The sequence below is a fragment of the Microbacterium sp. SLBN-146 genome (genome assembly GCF_006715145.1).
Lineage (GTDB): Bacteria > Actinomycetota > Actinomycetes > Actinomycetales > Microbacteriaceae > Microbacterium.
In genome coordinates this window covers 2,409,336-2,430,407 of sequence record NZ_VFMR01000001.1, presented here as the reverse complement: position 1 = coordinate 2,430,407, position 21,072 = coordinate 2,409,336, and the positions used below count along the sequence as shown (strand labels likewise).

20 protein-coding genes and 1 tRNA gene are annotated in these 21,072 nt (G+C 68.4%); 7 read left to right on the top strand and 14 right to left on the bottom strand.

Going from position 1 to position 21,072, the window contains the following annotated elements:
* Positions 1 to 20: 20 nt before the first annotated feature.
* The 4 genes from FBY39_RS10620 to FBY39_RS10605 form a co-directional block, all read right to left on the bottom strand.
* Positions 21 to 689: a hypothetical protein gene (locus tag FBY39_RS10620; protein ID WP_141932274.1), complete on the bottom strand. Its 669-nt coding sequence runs from the start codon at positions 687 to 689 to the stop codon at positions 21 to 23.
* A 179-nt stretch (positions 690 to 868) separates the two neighbouring features.
* Entirely contained in the window at positions 869 to 2,224 is a 1,356-nt protein-coding gene (locus tag FBY39_RS10615; protein ID WP_141932273.1) for a PhoH family protein, read from the bottom strand.
* 181 nt (positions 2,225 to 2,405) lie between these two features.
* Positions 2,406 to 3,527, bottom strand: coding sequence for an aminotransferase class V-fold PLP-dependent enzyme (locus FBY39_RS10610; protein WP_141932272.1), 1,122 nt, complete (start codon positions 3,525 to 3,527; stop codon positions 2,406 to 2,408).
* 15 nt (positions 3,528 to 3,542) lie between these two features.
* Entirely contained in the window at positions 3,543 to 4,328 is a 786-nt protein-coding gene (locus tag FBY39_RS10605; protein ID WP_141932271.1) for an isoprenyl transferase, read from the bottom strand.
* 168 nt (positions 4,329 to 4,496) lie between these two features.
* Between FBY39_RS10605 and FBY39_RS10600 the strand changes: the two genes are divergently transcribed.
* Positions 4,497 to 5,174: a hemolysin III family protein gene (locus tag FBY39_RS10600; protein WP_141934101.1), complete on the top strand. Its 678-nt coding sequence runs from the start codon at positions 4,497 to 4,499 to the stop codon at positions 5,172 to 5,174.
* A 4-nt stretch (positions 5,175 to 5,178) separates the two neighbouring features.
* Here the strand turns inward: FBY39_RS10600 and FBY39_RS10595 are convergent, their stop codons facing one another.
* A complete protein-coding gene (locus FBY39_RS10595) occupies positions 5,179 to 5,499 on the bottom strand; it encodes a hypothetical protein (RefSeq protein WP_141932270.1) in 321 nt (106 codons plus the stop codon).
* 68 nt (positions 5,500 to 5,567) lie between these two features.
* On the opposite strand from FBY39_RS10595, the gene FBY39_RS10590 reads away from it, so the two are divergent.
* The gene (locus FBY39_RS10590) at positions 5,568 to 5,960 is read left to right on the top strand and encodes a DUF4307 domain-containing protein (protein WP_141932269.1); all 393 of its coding nucleotides are present in this window, start codon (positions 5,568 to 5,570) and stop codon (positions 5,958 to 5,960) included.
* Positions 5,961 to 6,031: 71 nt separating this feature from the next.
* Positions 6,032 to 6,523 carry a transcription elongation factor GreA gene (gene greA / locus FBY39_RS10585; protein WP_141932268.1) on the top strand — a complete coding sequence of 164 codons (492 nt, stop codon included), beginning with the start codon at positions 6,032 to 6,034 and terminating at the stop codon, positions 6,521 to 6,523.
* 9 nt (positions 6,524 to 6,532) lie between these two features.
* Here greA and ilvA read toward each other — a convergent pair whose 3' ends face one another.
* Both ilvA and FBY39_RS10575 read right to left on the bottom strand, forming a co-directional pair.
* Entirely contained in the window at positions 6,533 to 7,795 is a 1,263-nt protein-coding gene (gene ilvA / locus FBY39_RS10580; protein ID WP_260837674.1) for a threonine ammonia-lyase, read from the bottom strand.
* A complete protein-coding gene (locus FBY39_RS10575) occupies positions 7,792 to 8,997 on the bottom strand; it encodes an AI-2E family transporter (protein WP_141932266.1) in 1,206 nt (401 codons plus the stop codon). Before FBY39_RS10575 ends, ilvA begins: the two co-directional genes overlap by 4 nt.
* Before the next feature lie 80 nt (positions 8,998 to 9,077).
* On the opposite strand from FBY39_RS10575, the gene FBY39_RS10570 reads away from it, so the two are divergent.
* The 3 genes from FBY39_RS10570 (at position 9,078) to FBY39_RS10560 (ending at position 13,998) form a co-directional block, all read left to right on the top strand.
* Positions 9,078 to 10,400, top strand: coding sequence for a winged helix-turn-helix domain-containing protein (locus FBY39_RS10570; RefSeq protein ID WP_141932265.1), 1,323 nt, complete (start codon positions 9,078 to 9,080; stop codon positions 10,398 to 10,400).
* Complete coding sequence (locus FBY39_RS10565) at positions 10,397 to 11,302, top strand: hypothetical protein (RefSeq protein WP_141932264.1); 906 nt, start codon at positions 10,397 to 10,399, stop codon at positions 11,300 to 11,302. Before FBY39_RS10570 ends, FBY39_RS10565 begins: the two co-directional genes overlap by 4 nt.
* 185 nt (positions 11,303 to 11,487) lie before the next feature.
* On the top strand, positions 11,488 to 13,998 hold the full coding sequence (locus FBY39_RS10560; protein ID WP_141932263.1) for a CocE/NonD family hydrolase: 2,511 nt from the start codon (positions 11,488 to 11,490) through the stop codon (positions 13,996 to 13,998).
* A gap of 259 nt (positions 13,999 to 14,257) precedes the next feature.
* Here FBY39_RS10560 and FBY39_RS10555 read toward each other — a convergent pair whose 3' ends face one another.
* The 3 genes from FBY39_RS10555 to FBY39_RS10545 all read right to left on the bottom strand — a co-directional run bounded on the left by FBY39_RS10555 (position 14,258) and on the right by FBY39_RS10545 (position 17,447).
* Positions 14,258 to 14,827, bottom strand: coding sequence for a LemA family protein (locus tag FBY39_RS10555; protein WP_141932262.1), 570 nt, complete (start codon positions 14,825 to 14,827; stop codon positions 14,258 to 14,260).
* An 83-nt stretch (positions 14,828 to 14,910) separates the two neighbouring features.
* Positions 14,911 to 16,221: a D-arabinono-1,4-lactone oxidase gene (locus FBY39_RS10550; protein WP_141932261.1), complete on the bottom strand. Its 1,311-nt coding sequence runs from the start codon at positions 16,219 to 16,221 to the stop codon at positions 14,911 to 14,913.
* Positions 16,218 to 17,447, bottom strand: coding sequence for an alanine racemase (locus tag FBY39_RS10545; RefSeq protein WP_141932260.1), 1,230 nt, complete (start codon positions 17,445 to 17,447; stop codon positions 16,218 to 16,220). Before FBY39_RS10545 ends, FBY39_RS10550 begins: the two co-directional genes overlap by 4 nt.
* A 99-nt stretch (positions 17,448 to 17,546) precedes the next feature.
* Between FBY39_RS10545 and FBY39_RS16455 the strand changes: the two genes are divergently transcribed.
* Positions 17,547 to 17,717 (top strand): hypothetical protein, encoded by a 171-nt coding sequence (locus tag FBY39_RS16455; protein WP_160133097.1) that lies wholly within the window; start codon positions 17,547 to 17,549, stop codon positions 17,715 to 17,717.
* A 32-nt stretch (positions 17,718 to 17,749) separates the two neighbouring features.
* On the opposite strand, the gene FBY39_RS10540 is transcribed toward FBY39_RS16455, so the two are convergent.
* The 4 genes from FBY39_RS10540 to FBY39_RS10525 form a co-directional block, all read right to left on the bottom strand.
* A tRNA-Leu gene (locus tag FBY39_RS10540) sits at positions 17,750 to 17,822 on the bottom strand.
* A gap of 37 nt (positions 17,823 to 17,859) precedes the next feature.
* Entirely contained in the window at positions 17,860 to 19,293 is a 1,434-nt protein-coding gene (locus FBY39_RS10535; protein ID WP_396652268.1) for an NAD(P)/FAD-dependent oxidoreductase, read from the bottom strand.
* Positions 19,294 to 19,312: 19 nt separating this feature from the next.
* Complete coding sequence (locus FBY39_RS10530; RefSeq protein ID WP_141932259.1) at positions 19,313 to 20,605, bottom strand: S8 family serine peptidase; 1,293 nt, start codon at positions 20,603 to 20,605, stop codon at positions 19,313 to 19,315.
* Positions 20,602 to 21,072 (bottom strand): DUF501 domain-containing protein, encoded by a 471-nt coding sequence (locus tag FBY39_RS10525; protein ID WP_141934097.1) that lies wholly within the window; start codon positions 21,070 to 21,072, stop codon positions 20,602 to 20,604. The genes FBY39_RS10530 and FBY39_RS10525 overlap by 4 nt, the downstream gene beginning before the upstream one ends.

Below are 21,072 nucleotides of genomic sequence, written 5' to 3'. Positions count from 1 at the left end.
GCTGGGGAAGCGCGGTCACATCAATCGCGGTGGTCTGGGGAACCGGGCGATCGATCTCTCTTCGTTCCGTCACCTCGTTGGGGAGACTCGGTGACGGCTGGGGAACCCGTCTGCACGGGTGGGCTGGGGGCGGCGAAACGGCCGCGCTGGTCGTTGTCTCGGTGCTCTGAATGATCGTCGTGACGGGTTTCGTCGTTGCGCCGCTCACCGTCACGGGCACCAGGCCGAGTCGACAGGAAACGGTCGGCCCGTTCGCGCGACCATCCGTGCGCGGCAGCCCAGACATAGAGGGCCTCGGGGTCGTCCGACGCCAGGGCGTCGCGCAGCGACAGTTCAGCCTCGGGCTCGACGGCGGGCTCGGGAGAGGCTGCGGCCGGGAGGGTGGAGACCACGACGGCAGGGGCCGGAGCAACGAGCGTCTCGGCCGGGACGTCGACCGGCGCGGGTGCGGTCGTCGGCGCTGCTGCGGGGGCGGCGGGGGCGGCATCTGTCAGGTCGGTGATGACCTCGGAAGGACGCATCGCCGTTGGCTTGGCGGTGGCATTGACATCGACCACGGCGGCGTCGATCGCGGTTCCCGGAGCGTCCGCGAAGGCGGCGGCGTTCGTCGTGACGACGGTCGCCACGACTGTCGCGGTCACCGCGAAGGCGGCGAGACCGCTGAACGCGATACGCGCTCTTCCGTCCACGTGTGCCTCCGCAGCCTCGACGATTCAGCCCGGATTCGGACTGGATCCCATCGTGACATGCGGCGACGCGCGCTGACCCCCACGGCGGATGAGACTCTTCTCATGCCGGGTCGGAATGAGAAGAGTCTCATCTGGGACCGACCGGAGGGGCGCCTTCGCACCCCTCCGGTCGCGATTTCTCAGGCGAGCTCACCCGCCTCGAGCAGCTCCGTCACGAGGGCCGCGATGGCGGACCGCTCGGAGCGCATGAGCGTGACGTGCGCAAACAGCGAGTGCCCCTTGAGCGTCTCGATCACCGAGGCGACACCGTCGTGACGGCCCACACGCAGATTGTCGCGCTGGCCAACGTCGTGCGTGAGCACGACGCGGGAGTTCTGTCCGATACGGCTGAGGACAGTCAAGAGGACGTTCCGTTCGAGCGACTGCGCCTCGTCGACGATGACGAACGCATCGTGAAGAGATCGACCGCGGATATGCGTCAACGGCAGGACCTCGAGCAGACCGCGCTCCAGCACCTCGTCGAGCACGTTCCCTGAAACGACGGAGCCGAGCGTGTCGAACACCGCCTGTCCCCACGGGTTCATCTTCTCGCCCTGGTCACCCGGCAGGAAGCCGAGCTCCTGCCCGCCGACGGCGAAGAGCGGGCGGAAGACGATGATGCGCTTCTGCTGCTGACGTTCGAGGACGGCCTCGAGGCCGGCGCACAGGGCGAGCGCCGACTTGCCCGTTCCCGCTCGTCCGCCGAGGGAGACGATGCCCACCTCGGGATCCAGGAGCACGTCCACGGCGATCCGCTGCTCTGCCGAGCGTCCGTGCAGTCCGAACACCTCGCGGTCGCCCCGCACGAGACGGAACGAATCGTCTCCCGTCACGCGACCGAGAGCCGACCCCCGCTCGGAGTGGATGATGAGCCCCGTGTTGATGGGGAACCCGCGGACGCTCTCGCTCGAGCCGACTTCGCTCTCGTACAGGTCGCTGATCTCGTCGCCGGAGACGTCGATGTCGGCGATGCCGGTCCAGCCCGAATCGACGGCCTGCTCGGCGAGGTACTCTTCGGCGGTGATACCGAGCGATGCCGCCTTGACACGCATCGGAAGGTCCTTCGAGACGACGGTCACGGCTTGGCCGTCCTGCGCGAGGTTCATCGCGATCGCGAGGATGCGGGAGTCGTTGTCACCGAGGCGCATACCGGGGGGCAGGACCGTGGCATCCGTATTGGAGAGCTCCACTCGCAGCGTGCCACCCTCGCCGACAGGCACGGGGAAGTCCAGTCGTCCGTGTTCGACACGGAGTTCGTCGAGGTGGCGAAGCGCCTGCCGGGCGAAGTAGCCGATCTCGGGGTCGTGCCGCTTCGCTTCGAGCTCCGTGATCACGACCACCGGGATCACGACGTTGTGCTCGGCGAACCGGAAGAACGCCCGCGGATCGCTCAGCACGACGGACGTATCGAGGACGAACGTGTGCAGGTCCTGCTCGACCTCGTCGACCTGATCGGCGACGCGACTGCTCTGCTGCTGTGGTGCTCGTGTGGTCACAACCCACTCCCGCCCCGGGTGTCTCACCCGGCAGTCACGAGTCGACCAGGGGTCACGAGTCGCGATCCGAAAGGCCGACTCGAACGGGCTCCTTGCCCGATGCCTCACGCTACGTCCGAGACCGAGTCGCTCGCGCGCCCGACACGCGGTGCCCCAGGTTACGGGCGTATGAATTTCACGTTCACCACGCGCGCGTGGCAGCGAACGCCGCGAGCGCGTCGCCGAAGAGGCGGAGCGTATCGGCTCCCGTTCCGACGTGCGGCGACACCCGCACGAGCCCTGACCGCACCGTGACCGTCAGCCCGTGGTTGGCCAGAGACGCCGCGAGCGGTGCGGCTTCGTGGGGCGCGGGGGCGAGAGTGACGATGCCGCCGCGCCGCTCGGGCTCTCGAGGCGTCAGGACGGGCAGCTCGTAGCGATCGGCGAAGTACATGACATCGGCTGTCCGCTGCGCGAGCTCGTCGCTGATGGCGGCGACACCGCAGTCACGGACGTCGCGCAGGGCCGTCGCGAGCCGCGCCGCAGCGAGCGTGTCGACGGGGCTCACGGTGAAGGCCTGAGCGGATGCCGCGGGGAGGGGCACGACATCGAGAGGCAGATCGCCGTCGATGCCCGCACGTCCCGACAGGACGGGAGAGAGGCGCTCGAGTGCGCGTTCACCGAACCACGCGAACCCCGTACCGCGGCCCGCGCGGAGCCACTTGTATCCGTGCGCAGCGACGACGTCCGCCGCGGCGTAGTCCGCCTCTACGACACCGAAGCCTTGAATCGCGTCGACGATGAGGAGGCGGTCCCCGATGACCTCGCGCAGGGCGGTGAGGTCGGTGCGATAGCCCGTGCGGTAGTCGACGAGGCTCACGGCGACCGCGCGCGTCTCCTCCGTGAGCGCATCGCGCACGACGTCCGGTGTCATACGGCCGTCGTGAGGCTCCACCCACTGCAGGTCGATCCGCCCGAGGGCGTCGCGGGCGCGTGTGGCCGTGACGGTGAGCGCGGGGAACTCGCCGCGCGAGAGCAGGAGACCGCCGGACAGCCCGTACAGGGCGTGCATCAGACCGTCGGTCGTCGACGGCTGGAGGGTCACCTGGTCGGTGTCGGCTCCCAAGAGTTCCGCGACGAGTGCGCGGGCGGCGAAAGCGTGTTCAGCCACGAGGTCGATGCTCGTTCGCCTCCCCGACCCGAGAAGCTCCGTGTCGGCCTGCGCTTCGGCTCGCACGGAAGGCGAGAGCGGACCGAACGCGGCCCAGTCGAGGTATCCGGGTTCGCCGTCGAAGGACTCGCGGAATGTCTCGAGGTCGATCACCGACCTATTCTGGCATCACTGACCGAAACGACGGTCTCGCCGCGTGAAATCGCGGATCGCTCGGAGGAAATCGACTTCGCGCAGATCGGGGCCGAGCGCCTCGACGAAGTAGAACTCCGAGTGGGCCGACTGCCACAGGAGGAAGTCGCTGAGCCTCTGCTCGCCCGACGTCCGGATGACGAGGTCCGGATCCGGCTGGCCGCCTGTGTACAGGTGCTCGCCGATCTGCTCGGGTGTCAGGCTCGCCGCGAGCTCTTCGAGAGAACCGCCCGATCGATCGTGCGCGACGATGACGCTGCGGACGGCGTCCACGATCTCACCGCGCCCTCCATAGCCGACCGCGAGATTGACGTGCAGCCCGCTGTTGCCCTTCGTCCGCTCCTGAGCGTCGGTGAGGACGCGCGCGAGCTCTGGCGGCAGGAGGTCGCGGCGTCCGACGTGCTGCACCCTCCAGTCGCGTTCGTGGGAGAGCTCCTCGGCCAGCTCGGCGATGATCTCGAGAAGGTCCGACAGCTCTCTCGAATCGCGCTTGACGAGATTGTCGTTGGACAGGAGATAGAGCGAGACGACCGCGATCCCGAGGTCGTCGCACCACTCGAGGAACTCCCGCATCTTCGCGGCGCCCGCGCGGTGGCCGTGCGCCGCCGAGTCGTAGCCCAGCTGCCGCGCCCACCGCCGGTTGCCGTCGATCATCATGGCGACATGCCGCGGCACCGCGGATGGGTCGAGTCGCCGACGGAGCCGATTGATGTACAACCGGTAGAGGGGCCCTCTCCCCTCGTCCGACGAAGAATGCGCCACACGGCTACGCTACCGCTCGCCGCCCTCGCGTGTCGCGCGATGAGACCGCATGCCGCCTCGGACGGGACCCGGTATGTTCCCCGGGCGGTATGCAACGAGGCCTACGCTGTGAGGGTGAGCCGCCGACGCCGTATTCCCCCCGCCCCGGGCGTTCCCGAGCTGCCGCTGATGGAGGCCGCTGCCGTCGATGCCGCGACCCCGGAGCTGAAGCCGACCTGGCGGGGCTGGATCCACGCGGCGACCTTCCCCGTCGCCATCGTGGCCGGGATCATCCTCATCGTCCTGGCCCAGGGCACACCTGCCAAGTGGGCATCCGCGGTGTTCGTGACGACTTCGCTGCTGCTCTTCGGCAACTCTGCCCTGTACCACCGCTTCAACTGGGGTCCGCGCACGCGCGTCATCCTCAAGCGGATCGACCACGCCAACATCGTGCTGCTCATCGCGGGCACGTACACGCCACTGGCCGTGCTGGCCCTCCCGACGGACCAGGCGGTCATCCTGCTGTCGCTCGTATGGGGCGGGGCGCTCGCCGGCATCCTGTTCCGCGTCTTCTGGATCGACGCGCCGCGGTGGCTCTACGTCGCGCTCTACCTCGTCCTCGGCTGGGCCGCGGTCATGTACATGGTCCCGCTATTCCAGGCGAGTGCTCCGATGATGATCCTCGTCATCGTGGGCGGGCTGCTCTACACGCTCGGAGCGGTCGTGTACGCGCTGAAGCGGCCGAATCCGTGGCCGGGGCACTTCGGCTTCCACGAGATCTTCCACGTGTGCACGGTCCTGGCGTTCCTCTGCCACTGGACGGCATGCCTCATCATCGCCCTCCAGCCCGCCTACCACGGCGCCTGAGGCGTCAGGAGCGCGAGTCGCCCGTCATGTCGTCGCCCGCGGCGTCGACGTTTTCGTCGTCGGTCTGCGTCGCCGCTTCGGCAGCCTCGGCCTGTCGCTGAGCCTCGGCTTCGGCTTCGAGTTCTTCGGCGATGTCGGCCCGGACGCGACCCCGGCGGATACGGCGGAGCATGTCGAACACGAGAAGGATGACGGCGAGCGAGATGAAGACGATGATCGCGAAACCCCAGGGCCCCGGCGTCACGAGGGTCGGATCGACCGTCATCGACGGCGTCGGCATCGGTTCGGCGAGCGCGCGCACAAAGCGGTCGAGCGCGTCGTTCATGTGTGTCCTCGATTCGCGCCGCAGCGCATAGCCTGGAACCACCAGCCTAATCTTCCCGACGGACGGCGATGACGACACAAGACAAGCTCGACGCGCGATACGGACGCGGACGTCGATCGACGACGCGGTGGGCGATCGGTGCCGCCGTCACGGTCGGCGCGGTGGCAGCGGGGATGCTGGCATGGTCGACGATCTCATCCTCCCTCGACGCCGTCGACGTCGACACCACGGGCTTCGCCGTGGTCAACGAACGCACCGTCGTGGTCAACTTCCAATTCACCGCGCCGACGGGTCGTTCGGTCGCGTGTGCCCTCGAGGCGCAGGACGAGGAGCATGGCGTCGTGGGCTGGAAGGTCGTCGAGTACCCGGCATCCGAGAGCCACGCGCGCGCATTCGAAGAGGTCATCCCGACGACGGCGCTCGGCACGACAGGTTTTGTCAACTCCTGCTGGGTGACGTAGTCTCTTCGGAACGACGCCCTGGCTAGTGCCGGGGCGTTCGACGTACCTCCCCCGACAGCAAGGAGTCCGACGTGTCCAGCGATGCCCCGGCGACCTTCCTCACCCAGGATGCCTACGACCGTCTCGCTTCCGAGCTCGAACATCTCTCGACGGTCGGTCGCGAAGAGATCGCCAAGCGCATCGAGGCGGCTCGCGAAGAAGGCGACCTGAAGGAGAACGGCGGCTACCACGCGGCGAAGGACGAGCAGGGCAAGCAGGAGGCGCGCATCCGCACTCTCCAGCACCTCCTGAAGTCGGCAACCGTGAGCGAAGCGCCCGAGAGCACGGGGGTCGTGCAGTCGGGTACCGTCGTGACCGCCGTCGTCGCCGGCGGCGAAGAGGTCTTCCTTCTCGGCAACCGCGAGATCGCGTCCGGATCCGAACTCGACGTCTACAGCGAGGCGTCTCCGCTCGGAGCGGCGATCCTCGGCCTCAAGGAAGGCGAGAAGACGAGCTACACCGCTCCCAACGGGCGCGAGATCGCCGTCGAGGTCATCAAGGTAGAGACCTACAACGGTCAGTGACCTTCTCGCTCAATCCGGCATGAGCCGGGGCGCGAATCCCGCGCCCTCGAGCACGGAGATGACGTGGGCACGATGGTCCTCGCCGCGCGTCTCGACGCTCAGTTGAAGGATGACTTCGCTGATCTGCAGTCCTTGTCCGTGACGCGTGTGGAGCACCTCGATGACGTTGGCGCCGGCGTGCGACACGAGTTCCGAGACACGGGCGAGCTGACCGGGCCGATCCGGCAGCGGGATCTGCAGCGTCATGTAGCGACCGGACGCCGCGAGCCCATGTGAGACGACCCTCTGCAGGAGGAGCGGATCGATGTTGCCGCCCGAGAGGATCGTGACGGTCGGTCCGGATGCCTGGATCTTGCCCGCGAGGATCGCCGCGACGCCCACCGCTCCAGCAGGTTCGACGACCTGCTTGGCGCGCTCGAGGAGAACGAGCAGGGCACGTGCGATGTCGTCGTCGGACACGGTCACGACATCATCGACGAGCTGACGGATGATCTCGAACGGGAGGTCTCCGGGCCTCGCGACCGCGATGCCGTCGGCGATCGTCGGCGTCGTCGCGACCTCGAGGGGGTGCCCCGCGGCGAGCGACGTGGGGTAGGCAGCCGAGTTCGCCGCCTGCACTCCGATGATCCGGATGCTGCGCCCCTCGGCGGCCGCACGCCCCTTGAGAGCCGCCGCGACACCCGCGGTGAGCCCCCCGCCCCCGATGCCGACCACGACGGTCTCGAGACCCGGGACTTCGTCCCACAGCTCGAGACCGAGCGTCCCCTGCCCCGCGATGATGTCGGGGTGGTCGAACGGATGGATGAACACTGCGCCCGTCCGCTCGGCGAACTCGGCGGCAAGACGCAGCGGCGTCTCGACCGTCGCACCCTCCAGAATCACGTCGGCGCCGTATCCGCGCGTCGCGAGGAGCTTGGGAACCGGAACGCCGAGCGGCATGAAGATCGTGGCAGGGATCCCGAGCGTCTTCGCCGCCAGGGCCACGCCCTGCGCGTGGTTGCCGGCGGAAGCGGCGACGACGCCGCGGGCGCGCTCGTCGGCGGTGAGCCGTGACAGGCGGTAGGTCGCTCCCCTCACCTTGAACGACCCCGTGCGCTGGAGGTTCTCGAGCTTCAGGTGCACCGGGACGCCGAGGACCTCCGACAGGTGCTGGGACTCGTCGAGCGGCGTGCGGACGATGACGCCCGCGAGGGACGCGGCGGCGTCCTCGAACGCCGCGAGCGTCGGTATGACCGATAGGGCCTGCGCTGCTGGGGTCTGGGAAGCGGTCACGCGGGGGTTCTCCTCGGTCGAGGGACAGTGCTCCAGATGTAGTCGCCTGTCGGCGGAGCCGCCGACTCCCATCCTCGTTTGCTGACATAGACGGCGACGACGTTGACGAAGGCCGCGAGAGGCACGGCGAAGAGAGCGCCCGGGATCCCCGCGATCATCGCGCCGCCCGCGACGACGAGGACGACGGCGAGGGGATGCACTTTCACGGCGGAGCCCATGAGGAGCGGCTGCAGGACGTGCCCCTCCAGTTGCTGGACCCCCAGGACCACGAGGAGCATGAACAACGCCGTCCACGGACCGTTGTAGACGAGCGCGAGGAACACCGCGAGGGCGCCGGTCACGACGGCACCGACGAACGGGACGAACGCACCGAGGAAGACGAGGACGGCGATGGGGATCGCGAGCGGAACTCCCAGGAGGAAGGCGCCGAGCCCGATGCCGATGGCGTCGATCGTCGCGACGAGCAGCTGCGTGCGCGCGTAGTTGACGACGGTCCGCCATCCGGCCTTCGCAGCGCCGTCGACGGCCGGCCGTGCCGTACGCGGGAAGAGACGCGTCGTCCATCGCCAGATACCCGCACCGTCTGCGAGAAGACACAGGAGGATGAACAGGGCCAGGAGCGCCCCCGTCGCGACGTGACCGACGGTCGTCCCGATCGCGAGAGCGCCGGACCACAGGAGGGATGCCTGCTGTTCGAGGAACGACCACCCCTGCTGGAGCAGATCGTCGATCTGGGTCCCGGTGAGATGGAGAGGTCCGTCGATCAGGTACTGACGGAAGTCCTCGATCGCATCCACCGACCGGGCCTGCACCGAGGACCACTGCCGCGTGATCTGCCAGACCGCGAGCCACATGAGTCCCGTCACGACGGCGAGCGTCGTGAGAACCGAGATGACGATCGCGAGCCACTTGGGAACGCGGCGCCGCAGCATCCAGGTGAATCCCGGCCACAGCAGTGCCGTGATGAGGATCGAGATGAGAAGCGGGATGACGAGGAGCTTCAGTTGGATGACGAGCCAGATGATCACCGCAGACGCGGCTGCGACGACGAGCAGACGCCACGAATAGGCAGTGGCGATGCGCAGGCCGCGGGGGACGGACGCCGATGTGTCGATCGTGACGACCCTCGAACGATCCCGGAGGGCATCGAACAGCGAGCCGCGCGGCTTGTGCTCCCCGCCCTCGTGCTGCGAATCGCTCATCCGGCCAGTCTAGGCGCGGGGCATTCCCCGCGGTTCATGTACGAAGGACGATGTCGGACGTCGTCAATAGGCTGGCTGCGATGCGCTCCTCCCCTCGACGATCCACGCTCAGCCGCGCCGAAGCCCGCCGCATGGCCCTCGCTGCGCAGGGTTTCGCGCGACCACGCCCCCTGTCCCCCGGCACGCGCCAACTCAACCTCGAACTCGCTCGCATGGCGACGCTGCAGATCGACTCCGTCAACGTCTTCGCGCGGTCGCACTACATGCCGCTGTTCTCCCGGCTGGGATCTTACGACCCTGCTGCCCTCGACCGTCTCCTGTTCGCTCGCCGCGCGCCCTACCTCGAGTACTGGGCGCACGTCGCCGCCTTCATTCCCTCCACGGATTGGTCGCTCTTCCGATTCCGGATGGACGACATGCGGGCCAAGTACGCGACGAAGGCGGACGGCTGGTTCCACAGCAACCGCGACGTCGTCGACTGGGTCCGTGGCGAACTGTCCGATCGCGGCCCCCTGCGTCCCGCGCAGATCGACTACGACATCCAGCGGGGCACACGTGGACAGTGGTGGGACTGGGACGCCGTCAAGCATGCCCTCGAGTACCTGTGGCTCTTCGGCGAGGTCGCGATCGCGGGGCGACGCGGCTTCGAGCGCACCTACGGCCTCGCCGAGCACGTCGTCCCCCGCGAGGCGCTCGCGCGGCAGGTCACGCGCGACGACGCGGTTCGAGAGCTCGTCCGTCGCGCCGCGCGCGCCTACGGCGTCGCAACGGCCGCCGACATCGCCGACTACTGGCGCCTGCGCGACAGGCGCGCCGTGCTCGCGGCGATCGGCGAACTCGTCGATGCAGGAGAACTCGAGCAGGTGAGCGTGGAGGGCTGGATGACGGCCGGTCGCCCCGCCAAGGCGTGGGTTCACACCGAGGCGCGACTCCCCCGCCGCATCGACGCGGCGGCCATCCTGACGCCCTTCGACCCCGTCGTGTGGTTCCGTGATCGTGCGGAGCGCCTCTTCGACTTCGAGTACCGCATCGAGATCTACACCCCCGCGCCTCAGCGCCGCTTCGGCTATTACTCGCTCCCCGTCCTCGTCGACGACGACATCGTCGGACGCGTCGATCTCAAGGCCGACCGCGCGGGCTCCCGGCTGCTCGTCCAGTCGGCATGGTGGGAGCGCACACGTCCCGCCGATGCGCCCGAGCGACTCGCGGCCGAGCTGCGGACGGCCGCGTCGTGGCAGCAGCTCGACGCGATCTCGGTGTCCCGATGGGGCGATGCGACCGGCGACATCGTGTCCGCGCTCCCCGGCGCCGGGAGACACGACAGTGCGTCGCCAGAGCCCACGGTTCGCCATGACGAAGCCGATGCCCGGGTGGGCGACGACCCGGATAGCGTGAGAGCGTGAAACGGCGCGCGGTGATCGGAGTAGCGGCCGGCATCGTCGCGGTTGCTGCCGCGGCGGGTGCCGTGGCGGCGTGGATGGTCACGAGACCGGAGTCTGCCGAAGACGCGGCCGGGAGATACCTCGCGGCACTCGCCGACGGTGACGTCGCCGCGGTCGAGCGCTTCCTGCCCGACGCGAGCGACACCGAGCATCTCAGCGCCGCCTTCGCCGGAGCGACGGGATACATCGAAGACTACGACTACACCGTGGGCGAGGTGCGCGACGGCGCGCAGCGCGTCGAGGCGAACGTCCGGCTCGGCGGCGAGCGACGGACGCTAGGTTTCGTTCTCGCGCGCGCGGACGACGGCTGGGAGCTCGACGTCGACGAGCTCGGATCGCTCGAGGTGTCCACGACTCTCGGCGATGCCGTCCGAGTGGGGGACGCTGTCACCGCACTCTCCGTGCGACTCCTCCCTGCCGTCTACCCCGTGGAACCCATGCCTGTCGGCATCCTCGCCGGAGGATCCGAAGTCGCCGTCACGAGCCCCGACTCGGTGGCGCTCTCCCTCGAGCCGACTCTCACGCCGGAGGCGACGGCGCTCGCTCAGCGGCAGCTGGACGCGTACGCGGCGGGGTGTGCGGAGGCCACCGACGCCGTGCCCGACGACTGCGGACTGCGGGTTCCCTGGGCGGCTGATCTGGCCCGTCTGGACGCGATCGCCTTTCGCATCGAGGCCCCGCCGGTCGTCGCGCTCGCACCCGACGGTCAGTCGTTCGCGGCGACCGGCGGCGTCATCGCCGCGACCGCATCGGGTGTCGGACGGGACGGCGGCGCCGCGTCGTTCACCTACCGCGCCGATGATTGGGCGCTCCGCGGAACAGTCGAGTTCGCCTCCGACGCGATGGCTCTCGTCGTCGACTGACGGCACGGGGGCTGACGCTGAGTATCACTATCGGGAAGCGCAGTCTGTCGGTTCCAGATGACACGCATGTGACACATCTCACCGACGAGGTAAACGTCCTGTGACAGATCGGCGGCCGCGTAACTTTCTGGTGACATTGCACTCTATGGTGGCGGTGACCCCCCGAGTGCCGCTATGCAGGAAACATGATGCACTCTCCATCCGAACCCGCCTCGCGCGGTGTCGCGCGCCGAAAGCGCTCGATCGCCGCCCTCGTGACGGTCGCAGCCCTCGCTGTCACCGTTCTCTCCCCCAACGCCGCCGTCGCGGCTCCCGACCCCGCGATCCCCGTCGTCGACGGTAAGACGCAGCCGTTCTCCGACTACGCGAGCGCCATCCGCGAGCGCGTCTACATCCCGGTCGAGGGCGTCGACCAGGATCTCGACGGTGTCACCGACGTCACCGCGATCGACATCATCCGCCCCGCTGAAACCGCCGCGTCGCTGAAGGTGCCGGCCATCATCGACCCGAGCCCGTACTTCACGACGCTCGGCCGTGGCAACGAATCCCAGCGGCTGCAGGACCTCGATGGAGACGGTGTCACCGACCTCTTCCCGCTCTACTACGACAACTACTTCGTGCCGCGCGGATATGCCGTCATCCACGCGCAGATGAACGGCACGGGCTTTTCCACCGGCTGCCCCCTCCACGGTGGAGCCGGCGACATCCAGAGCATGAAGGTCGTCGTGGACTGGCTCAACGGCCGGGTTCCGGGTCACAACGCCGCAGGCGACCCGGTCCTGGCGACGTGGCACACCGGGAAGTCCGCCATGATCGGCAAGTCCTATGACGGCACTCTCGCCAACGGCGTCGCAGCCACGGGCGTCGAGGGCCTCACGACGATCGTTCCGATCGATGCCATCAGCGACTGGTACCGCTACTCGCGCACGAACGGAATCCGCCACAACACCAACTACCCGGCGAGCCTTTCGAACACGGTCACCAACCCCGAGCGACGCGCACTGTGCGCGCCCGTGCGAGAGAACCTCAACGCCATCGACGGCGACGAGACGGGCGACTACAACCCCTTCTGGGACGAGCGGAACTACGTGCTCGATGTCGACAACGTGAAGGCCTCGGTCTTCGCGATCCACGGCCTCAACGACGACAACGTCCGCATGAGCCAGTTCGCCGACTACTGGCAGGCCCTGTCCGAGCGTGACGTCCCGCGCAAGGTGTGGCTCCCCCGCCTCGGACACATCGATCCCTTCGAGTTCCGTCGCGACGTGTGGGTCGACACACTGCACCGTTGGTACGACTACTGGCTGCAGGGCATCGACAACGGCATCATGAACGAGCCGCAGTCGACCGTCGAGTTCGGTCCGTCCGAGTACGTCGACGAGGCCTCCTGGCCCGCACCGGGCACCGAGTACGTCGACCTGAGCCTCAGCGGCACGACGTCCGGCACCGCGGGAAGCCTCGGCTTCCGCCCCGTCGAAGGCGCCTCGACGCTGCAGATCGTCGGAGGGTCGAACTCGCCGTCCGAGGGTGCACTCGCGAACAACCCGGAGGCTCCGCAGGCCAACCGTCTCGTCCTGCTCTCGCAGCCGCTGACGCAGGACCTGCGCATCTCGGGCACGCCGATCGTCAAGCTCGATGCCTCGCTGAGCCAGGAGCAGTCGAACCTGTCGGCTCTGCTCGTCGACTACAGCACGGCGTTCCGCACGCCGCGCTCGCCCGGTGACGGCATCCAGAACACGACGAACCGCACCTGCTGGGGCGCGGAGACGCAGTTCGACAACGCCTGCTACCTCGAGGTCGAGCGTCGTTCGACCGAATCGTCGTACTGGCGCCTCTCGCGCGGTGTGCTCGACTCGTCGAACCGCGAGTCCCTCGCCGATGGGGCGGCCACGAACGTGGTCCCCGGCCAGAAGTACGACTTCGACTGGAAGATGGAGCCCTATGACTACGTCTTCAAGGCGGGCTCGCGCATCGGCGTCGTCGTCTCGACGAACCTCTCGGGCTTCGTCGCCGGCTCGCCCAACGCGACGGTGACGCTCGACGCGCTCACCTCGGCGATCTCGCTTCCCGTCGTCGGCGGGGCGCGCGCAGCCTACGCATCTGGTGGACTCGGCATCCCCGCCGAGACCGTCAAGCCCGAAACGGCCCTCGTGTCGCCGACGTCGGCCGGACCGCTGAAGTCCCTCGACATCCAGGTGGACGCGACGGACAACATCGGTCTCGACCGTGTCGTGGCGAACGTGTACCGCAACGGAACGCTCGTGAAGTCGACGCAGACCGCCGGCAACGGCGCGACCGCTGTCAGCCACGTGGCGTCGGTCTCGCTGCCGGACGGCACGTATCAGATCCGATACAACGCTCAGGATGTCGCGGGCAACGTCTCGGTCACTCGGGAGTTCACGGTCACCCTCGACGCCACGGCACCGACCGTGACGATCAAGACCGGGGCGAGCGAGACCAAGGGTGCCGACGGGACCTACTCGCTCGTGAGCTTCAAGCTCTATGACGCGCAGAAGATCGACAAGGTGACGCTCAACGGCGTCGTCAAGGACCTCAGCAACAACCCGTGGTCCGATGTCAACTTCGTCAAGCCCGGAACCTTCGGCGGCACCCTCGGCGCGAACACGCTCGTCGTGTACGACGTCGCGGGCAACACCACGACGGTCCAGTTCACCCTGGTGGCGCCTGCCGCCTAGGCACGGTTTCCACTTCACCCCATCGGGGGCCCCGCGTCAGCGGGGCCCCCGATCTCGTTGGGATGGGATCGGAAATGGACGCGGACGCCGCACGCTCATCGGCGAGCGAGAAGCTCCCCCACCGCTCATCGAGCAGAGCGAAGCGGCCCCACCGCTCATCGAGTAGCGCGAAGCACCCCCACCGCTCATCGAGTAGCGCGAAGCGCGTATCGAGATGCGACCGTCCATCGCAGCCGGATGGCTGCCAGGCGAGCTCCGCTCAGAACTGCACGCGGGGCGGTTCCGAGATCGCGGCGCCATCCACGACTTCGAAGAACTCGCGCTCGCGGAAGCCGAGGTTTCGGGCGAAGAGGTTGTTCGGGAAGACCTTGATCTTGGTGTTCAGTTCCCGGACCCCGCCGTTGTAGAACCGGCGCGACGCCTGGATCTTGTCCTCAGTGTCGACGATCGACTGCTGCAGCTGAAGGAAGTTCTGACTGGCCTGGAGCTGCGGGTATGCCTCGGCCACAGCGAACAGCGACTTGAGCGCCTGCTGCATGTGTCCCTCGGCGACCCCTGCCTCGGCGGGAGTCGTCGCCGTCAGCGACTCGGCACGTGCGCGAGTGACGTTCTCGAAGACCGCCTTCTCGTGCGCCGCGTACCCCTTCACCGACTCGATGAGGTTCGGCAGTAGATCGGCGCGTCGCTTCAGCTGCACCGTGATATCGCTCCAGGCCTCGTCGACTCGCACGTTGAGTTGAACGAGCGAGTTGTAGGTCGCCCACAGGTAGATGCCTGCGATGATGACGACTGCCACGACGATGAGGACCGGAATGAGCCATTCCCACATAGCTACATACTCCGTTCGAACGTTCCCCTCATCCTAGCCATGGGCATCGCGCCTACGAGGGTGAGCGCGAACTCTCACAGGCGCTACTCACCGAGGACGCGGGCGAGATAGTCGTTCGAGAACGTCCGCTCGGGGTCGAGGCGGTCACGAAGTGCCGTGAAATCCTCGAATCTCGGGTACCGCTGGCGGAGGGACGCCGCATCCTGCGTGTGCAGCTTTCCCCAGTGCGGACGACCCTCGTGGGCCAACATGATCTCCTCGACGGCACCGAAGTACTCCGTCGAATCCTCGCGGAAGTAGCGGTGCACGGCGATATAGCCGGACTCCCGGCCGTATGCCGTCGACATCCACAGCTCGTCGGCTGCCGTGAAGCGCACCTCGATGGGAAACGAGATACGCCATCCGCGGTCGGCGATGAGATCACGCACCTCACGGAACGCCGGTGCGACCTGCGCGGCCGGGAGGGCGTACTCCATCTCGCGGAATCGCACCGTGCGTCTCTGCGTCAGAACACGGGCAGAGCGGTCGGTGTACTCGCGGTCGCCCGTCAGCCGCACGGCAAGTCGCGAGAACGGCGGGGTGATGGCGGGGACGGCCATGCCCGCGGCGCACGCCACGCGATAGACGCCGTTCGCGAGCAGAGTCTCGTCGATCCATCTGCCGACCGGACGGAGCGGTCGTCGGACGGCGCTCTCGGGGAGACGCGTGTCCGTCTTCGTCAAAGCGACATCTGTGTGCGGAAACCAATAGAACTCGAAGTGATCGGCGGCTGCCCGCGCTTCCAGTCCATCGAGTACATCGGCGAGCGGGTCCGGACGCTCGACCGCGTGGAGGAGGAACGCCGGCACGCACTGCAGGGTCACCTCGACGATGATGCCCATCGCCCCCAGCCCGACAGCGACCGCGGGAAGAAGCTCGGGATGGTTCTCCTCGTCGATGTCCAGCAGATCGCCCGTCGCTGTCACGAGCCGCAGTCCGACGATCTGCGTCGCGATGCCACCGAAACGCGCGCCCGTCCCGTGGGTGCCGGTGGACACGGCTCCCGAGATCGATTGTCGGTCGATATCGCCGAGGTTCGCCATCGCGAGGCCGTAGGGCGCGAGCAGCCGTGGGATCTGGTGCAGGCGCGTGCCCGCCCGCAACGTTACGCGTGCGCGATCGCGGTCGACGCGCACGAGACCCGTGAGATCCTCCAACTCGAGGAGGACATCGGGAGCTGCAGCGATGTCCGTGAAGCTGTGCCCGGATCCGACGGCCTTGACGCGCATCCCGCGTCGCGCGGCGGCGACGACGGCGCGCTGGACGGCGGACGTCGTCGGCGGGTATTCCACGCGCTGCGGACGGATCCTCGCCGTGCGCGCCCAGTTCTCCCATGCGCCTCCGGGACGCGTCACAGGAACGTCCTTCCTTCGCCGCGATAGGTCGGCGCCTCGCCGACGACCTGCCCGCCCTCGACCAGCACGTAGCGGTCGACGCGTTCGGCGAGTTCGCCGCTCTTGGCATGCCGGAACCACACACGGTCGCCGACGGCGAGCGTGCGCGCCCGATCGCCCTGGAGCGGCGTCTGCACTTCGCCGGCCCCCTCTCGCGCGAGCGTGCGCAGCCCTGACGGCCAGACGGGGAGAGGCTGACGCGACGCCACTGCGGGGCCCGAGGCGATCCATCCGCCGCCGAGGACGGTCGCGATGTCCGGGAGGGGCTTTCGGACCACTTCGAGAGAGAAGGCCGCCGCGGGGGCGGGGGTGAACGCACGGTATCCGTCGAAGAGGTGGCCCGCGAGAAGTCCGCTTCCTGCCGTCAGTTCCGTGACCGCCTGATCGGATGCCGTGAGCTCCAGCGAGCCCGTGCCGCCGCCGTTCACGAACTCGAGCATGGCGACGTCGCGGAGGGCGGCGACGATCGCCGCGCGCCTCTCGAGCAATTCCGTCCCGGAACGTCGTTGCATCCACCGCACGACGGCGTCGCCGGATCCGGTCGCATCCCCCTGCCCGGCGATCTGAGCTTCGTACATCATGAGGCCGACGAGATCGAAACCCGGCCGGGCGATGACGCGCCGAGCGAGGTCCACGACATCGGAAGGCTCATGCACCGGCGAGCGACGAACCCCGATGTGACCGAGACCGGGCGCACGCCACGAGGCGTCGGCATCGATCGCGACCCGGAGGCGGGGCCGGTTCCGCGCGGGCACAACGGCGTCAACGATGTCCAGGTGTGCGACGTCGTCGATCATGAGGGTGATGCGCGCGGCGGCCTCCTCGTCGGCGGCGAGGTGCGCGATCGCCTCCCGATCCACCGTCGGGTAGCCGAGCACGATGTCGTCGTGATCACGCGCGAGCCAGAGCGCCTCGGGGAGTGTGAAGGCGAGGATCCCGCGATACCCGGGAATCGCCAGGACGGCGTCGAGCACGTCGCGGACGCGGACCGACTTGCTCGCGACGCGGATGGGGACGCCTGCTGCGCGCACCAGCATGTCCAGCGCATTGTGGCGGAGGGCAGGGACGTCTATCGCCGCGACGGGACCGGAGATGCCCGCGACAGCCTCCGTCAGCGAGCGCCAGTGGTCGGCGGGCCGGCGCCAGGTCTCCCCTGTCGGCGCACGTCCGACAAGCTCGAGACTCATGGGCAACATTCCGAGGGGGCGCGCATGGGCACCAGCCTATGTGGAGCGCCGTGCCCGGGACCCGTTGCGGTGACGCGCGTCGTGCGGTTCCATGAACGCATGCCAGGACACGTTCACTACACCGCCGCCGGGACGACACGGCCCGCCTGCGGCGCCGCTCCCGCCGGCGCATCGACGACGGCGACCATCGCCCTGGTCACGTGCGAGGCCTGTCGTCGCACGACGTCGACGATCAACGTCCCGACACCGCACGGTCGCACCAACAAGTAGCGAGATCAGCGCCGCGTCGATCGGCGAGCATGTACCCCCGGTCAGACTCGAACTGACACTGGAGCGATTTTAAGTCGCCTGCCTCTGCCATTGGGCTACGGGGGCGCGTCCGTGAGAGCTGAACGCGGTCCCACGCTACCGGTCAGCGCGAGGCGGACGCCTTCTCCGCCTCGACGGTCTCCTTCTCGTCGGCGCGCTTGCCGGCGTCACGCGGCTCCGCGGGCGGAGTCACCGCCGGCTGCGGCGGACGCGGACGCGCCGCGAACTCCTCGAACACGTAGCGCGGGTTCTGGACGGTCTCGAGGTTGACGAGATCGCGGCCGAGCCAGAAGTTGTTCCACCAGCCGCCGACGACGCGGAACTTGCGCTCCCACGACGGCATGGCCAGCCCGTGGTAGCCGCGGTGCGCGATCCACGCGAGGGGGCCCTTGATGGCGAGCTTGCCGGACTGGAACACGCCGACGCCGATGCCGAGCCCTGCGACAGCGCCGAGGTTCTTGTGGTTGTACTCGCGCGGGAGCTCTCCGCGGAGGACCGCGACGAGGTTCTTCGCGAGCAGCTTCGCCTGACGGACGGCGTGCTGGGCGTTGGGGACGCAGTAGCCGCCGACACCGCCGCCGGAGAGGTCGGGAACAGCAGAGACGTCACCGGCCGCCCACGCGCCCTCGACGAACTCCTCTTCCGTGCCGACGCGCAGATCAGCGCGCGTGCGGATCCGACCGCGCTCCTCGACCGGCAGGTCGCCGCCACGGACGACCGTGGGGTTGGCCATGACGCCCGCTGTCCAGATGATCAAGTCGGACGGGATCGTCTCGCCCGTCGACAGCTCGATATTGCCGTCGATGGCACCTGTCACCTGCGTGTCGAGGTGCACGAACGCACCGCGCTTGGCGAGGTTCGAGAGAACCCATTCGCTGGTCTTGAGCGACACCTCGGGCATGATGCGCCCCATCGCTTCCACCAGGTGGAAGTGGGTGTCCTCGAAAGTCACCTGCGGGTAGCTCTTGATGAGCGAGGACGCGAGCGAGCGCAACTCGGCGAACACCTCGATGCCGGCGAACCCTCCACCGACGACGACAACGGTCAGGAGCCGATCGCGCTCGGGTCCGGGGGGCAGTACGGACGCCTTGTCGAAGTTGGACATGAGGCGGTCGCGGATCGCGACGGCTTCCTCGATGGTCTTGAGGCCGATCGCATTGTCGGCGATACCCGGGATCGGGAAGGTGCGCGACACCGCGCCCGCTGTCACGACGATCTGGTCGTACGCGAATTCGTACGGCTCGCCGGCGATCGGGGTGATGGTCGCGACCTTGCCGGCGTGGTTGATACCCGTCACCTTCGCCGCGACGACCGTCGTCTTGTGGAGGTGGCGACGAAGGGCGACCACCGAGTGGCGCGCTTCGATCGACCCCGCCGCGACCTCGGGGAGGAAGGGCTGGTAGGTCATGTAGGGCAGCGGATCGACGATCGTCACTTCTGCTTCGCCCTTGCGGAGAAGCTTCTCGAGCTTCCAGGCGGTGTAGAAGCCTGCGTATCCGCCACCGACGATGAGGATCTTGGGCACGGTGTTGGTCACGGCGGGGAGTTCTCCTGTGTCAGCGGCTCGGCGCGCGGGACGCCGATCGGATGCGTCGGACAGCTGCAGTGACGCCGAGCGCCCCCAGTATAGCGGTGCCCGTGACCAGGAGGAGCGGAAGCGACCCGTAGAGGAGGGTGTCCTGCGTGGGCAGCAGCGAGCTGACGGCGCGCGGTTGCATCTCCGCCTGCGGCAGCGGCGCGATCTCTACGGGGTTCGTCGTCTGCTCCGGAGCGGGCGCCGCGTCGGCGCGCCGGTAGAGGCGGATCCACTCCGTCAGGCTCCCCATGGGGTTCTGCGAGACGAGCGGGACGTCTGCTGTCACGGCACGAGCGGCATCCACGAGACCGTAACCGTAGATGGGGTCGCGCTCCTGCAAGGATCCGGCGGGACGAGCCGTCTGGACGATGCGGTTGATGACGTTGTTGGCGTCGAGATCCGGATGCGCCGCCCGCACGAGCGCCGCGATGCCCGCGACGATGGGGGCCGCGCCGCTCGTGCCGTCCCACTGCACGAGCCGCCCGTCGGCGGATACGCCGAGGAGGTCTTCGCTCGGCGCGGAGACACCGATCGTGATGCCCTGCGTCGACGCGTTGACGCTCGCACGCCCCTGGGGGTCCACTCCGCCGACGGTCAGGACGCCGGGGATCGTGGCGGGAGCTCCCACCTTCGTCGTTCCGCTCGCCCTGTTCCCCGCCGCGACGACGACGACGACGTCGTTGTCGAACGCGTACTGGAACGCTTCGTCCCAGCTCTCGTCCCAGTCGGGGATGTTGGTGGTCAGCGAGAGGTTGATGACATCGGCACCGTGATCGACGGCCCAGTGCATCGCTTCGGCGATCTGCTCGACGAACGACACGGATGCCGCGGAGCCGAAGCCGACCGAGATCGAGAGCAGCTCGGCTTCGGGCGCGACGCCGATCATGCCCGACTCGGGGCCTGTGCCACGCGCGGCCGCAAGGGAGCCGACCCAGCTTCCGTGGTTCGCGTCGACCGCTCCCACCGGCATCCGTCCGTCCGACGATCCTGCTCCCGAGACGTCGATGCCGTCCACGACGGCACCGTCGAACTCCGCCGGTCCGCGGCCGATCCCCGTGTCGATGATCGCGATGCGCACCCCGGCGCCGCGCGTCGTCGCCCAGGCGTCACGGATGCCGTAGTCCTCGAGCCAGTACTGCGCCGCGCGCACGGCGTCCGGCTGCGGCGTCGCCGAGACCTGGGGCACCGTCACGGGCGTCGCGGCCGACGCGGCGGGCGCCCCGCCGAGCGCGAGGAGCACGGCGACGGCGGTGCACGCGAGGACGCGTCTCATCCGCCGCCGCCCGGGTGAGCGCAGACGCACCGATCGGGTGTCCAGGTCGACAGAGCTAGTGCGCGGTCGCCGATCGGGTTCACCCCGGGACCCGCCGCGAGCGTATGCGCCAAGACCGCATGAAGGCACTTGACGCGACTCGGCATCCCACCGGCGGAGATGCCGTCGATCTCTTCGACGTCACCGAACGCCGCCCGGTCCGTCAGGTAGGCGTCGTGCGCACGCGCGTACGCTGCGCGAAGATCGTCGTCTTCGGCGAGTTCGGCGTTGAGATCGCGCATCACCTGGTCGGCTTCGAGCGCCGACATCGCCGCCGTCGCGCCGGGGTGGGTCAGGTAGTAGAAGGTCGGGAACGGCGTTCCGTCGGGAAGCCGCGGCGCCGTTGCCGCCACCGTCGGATTGCCGCACACACAGCGTGCCGCGATCCCCACGACTCCCCTCGCTGGGCGTCCGAGCTGCTCGCGCAT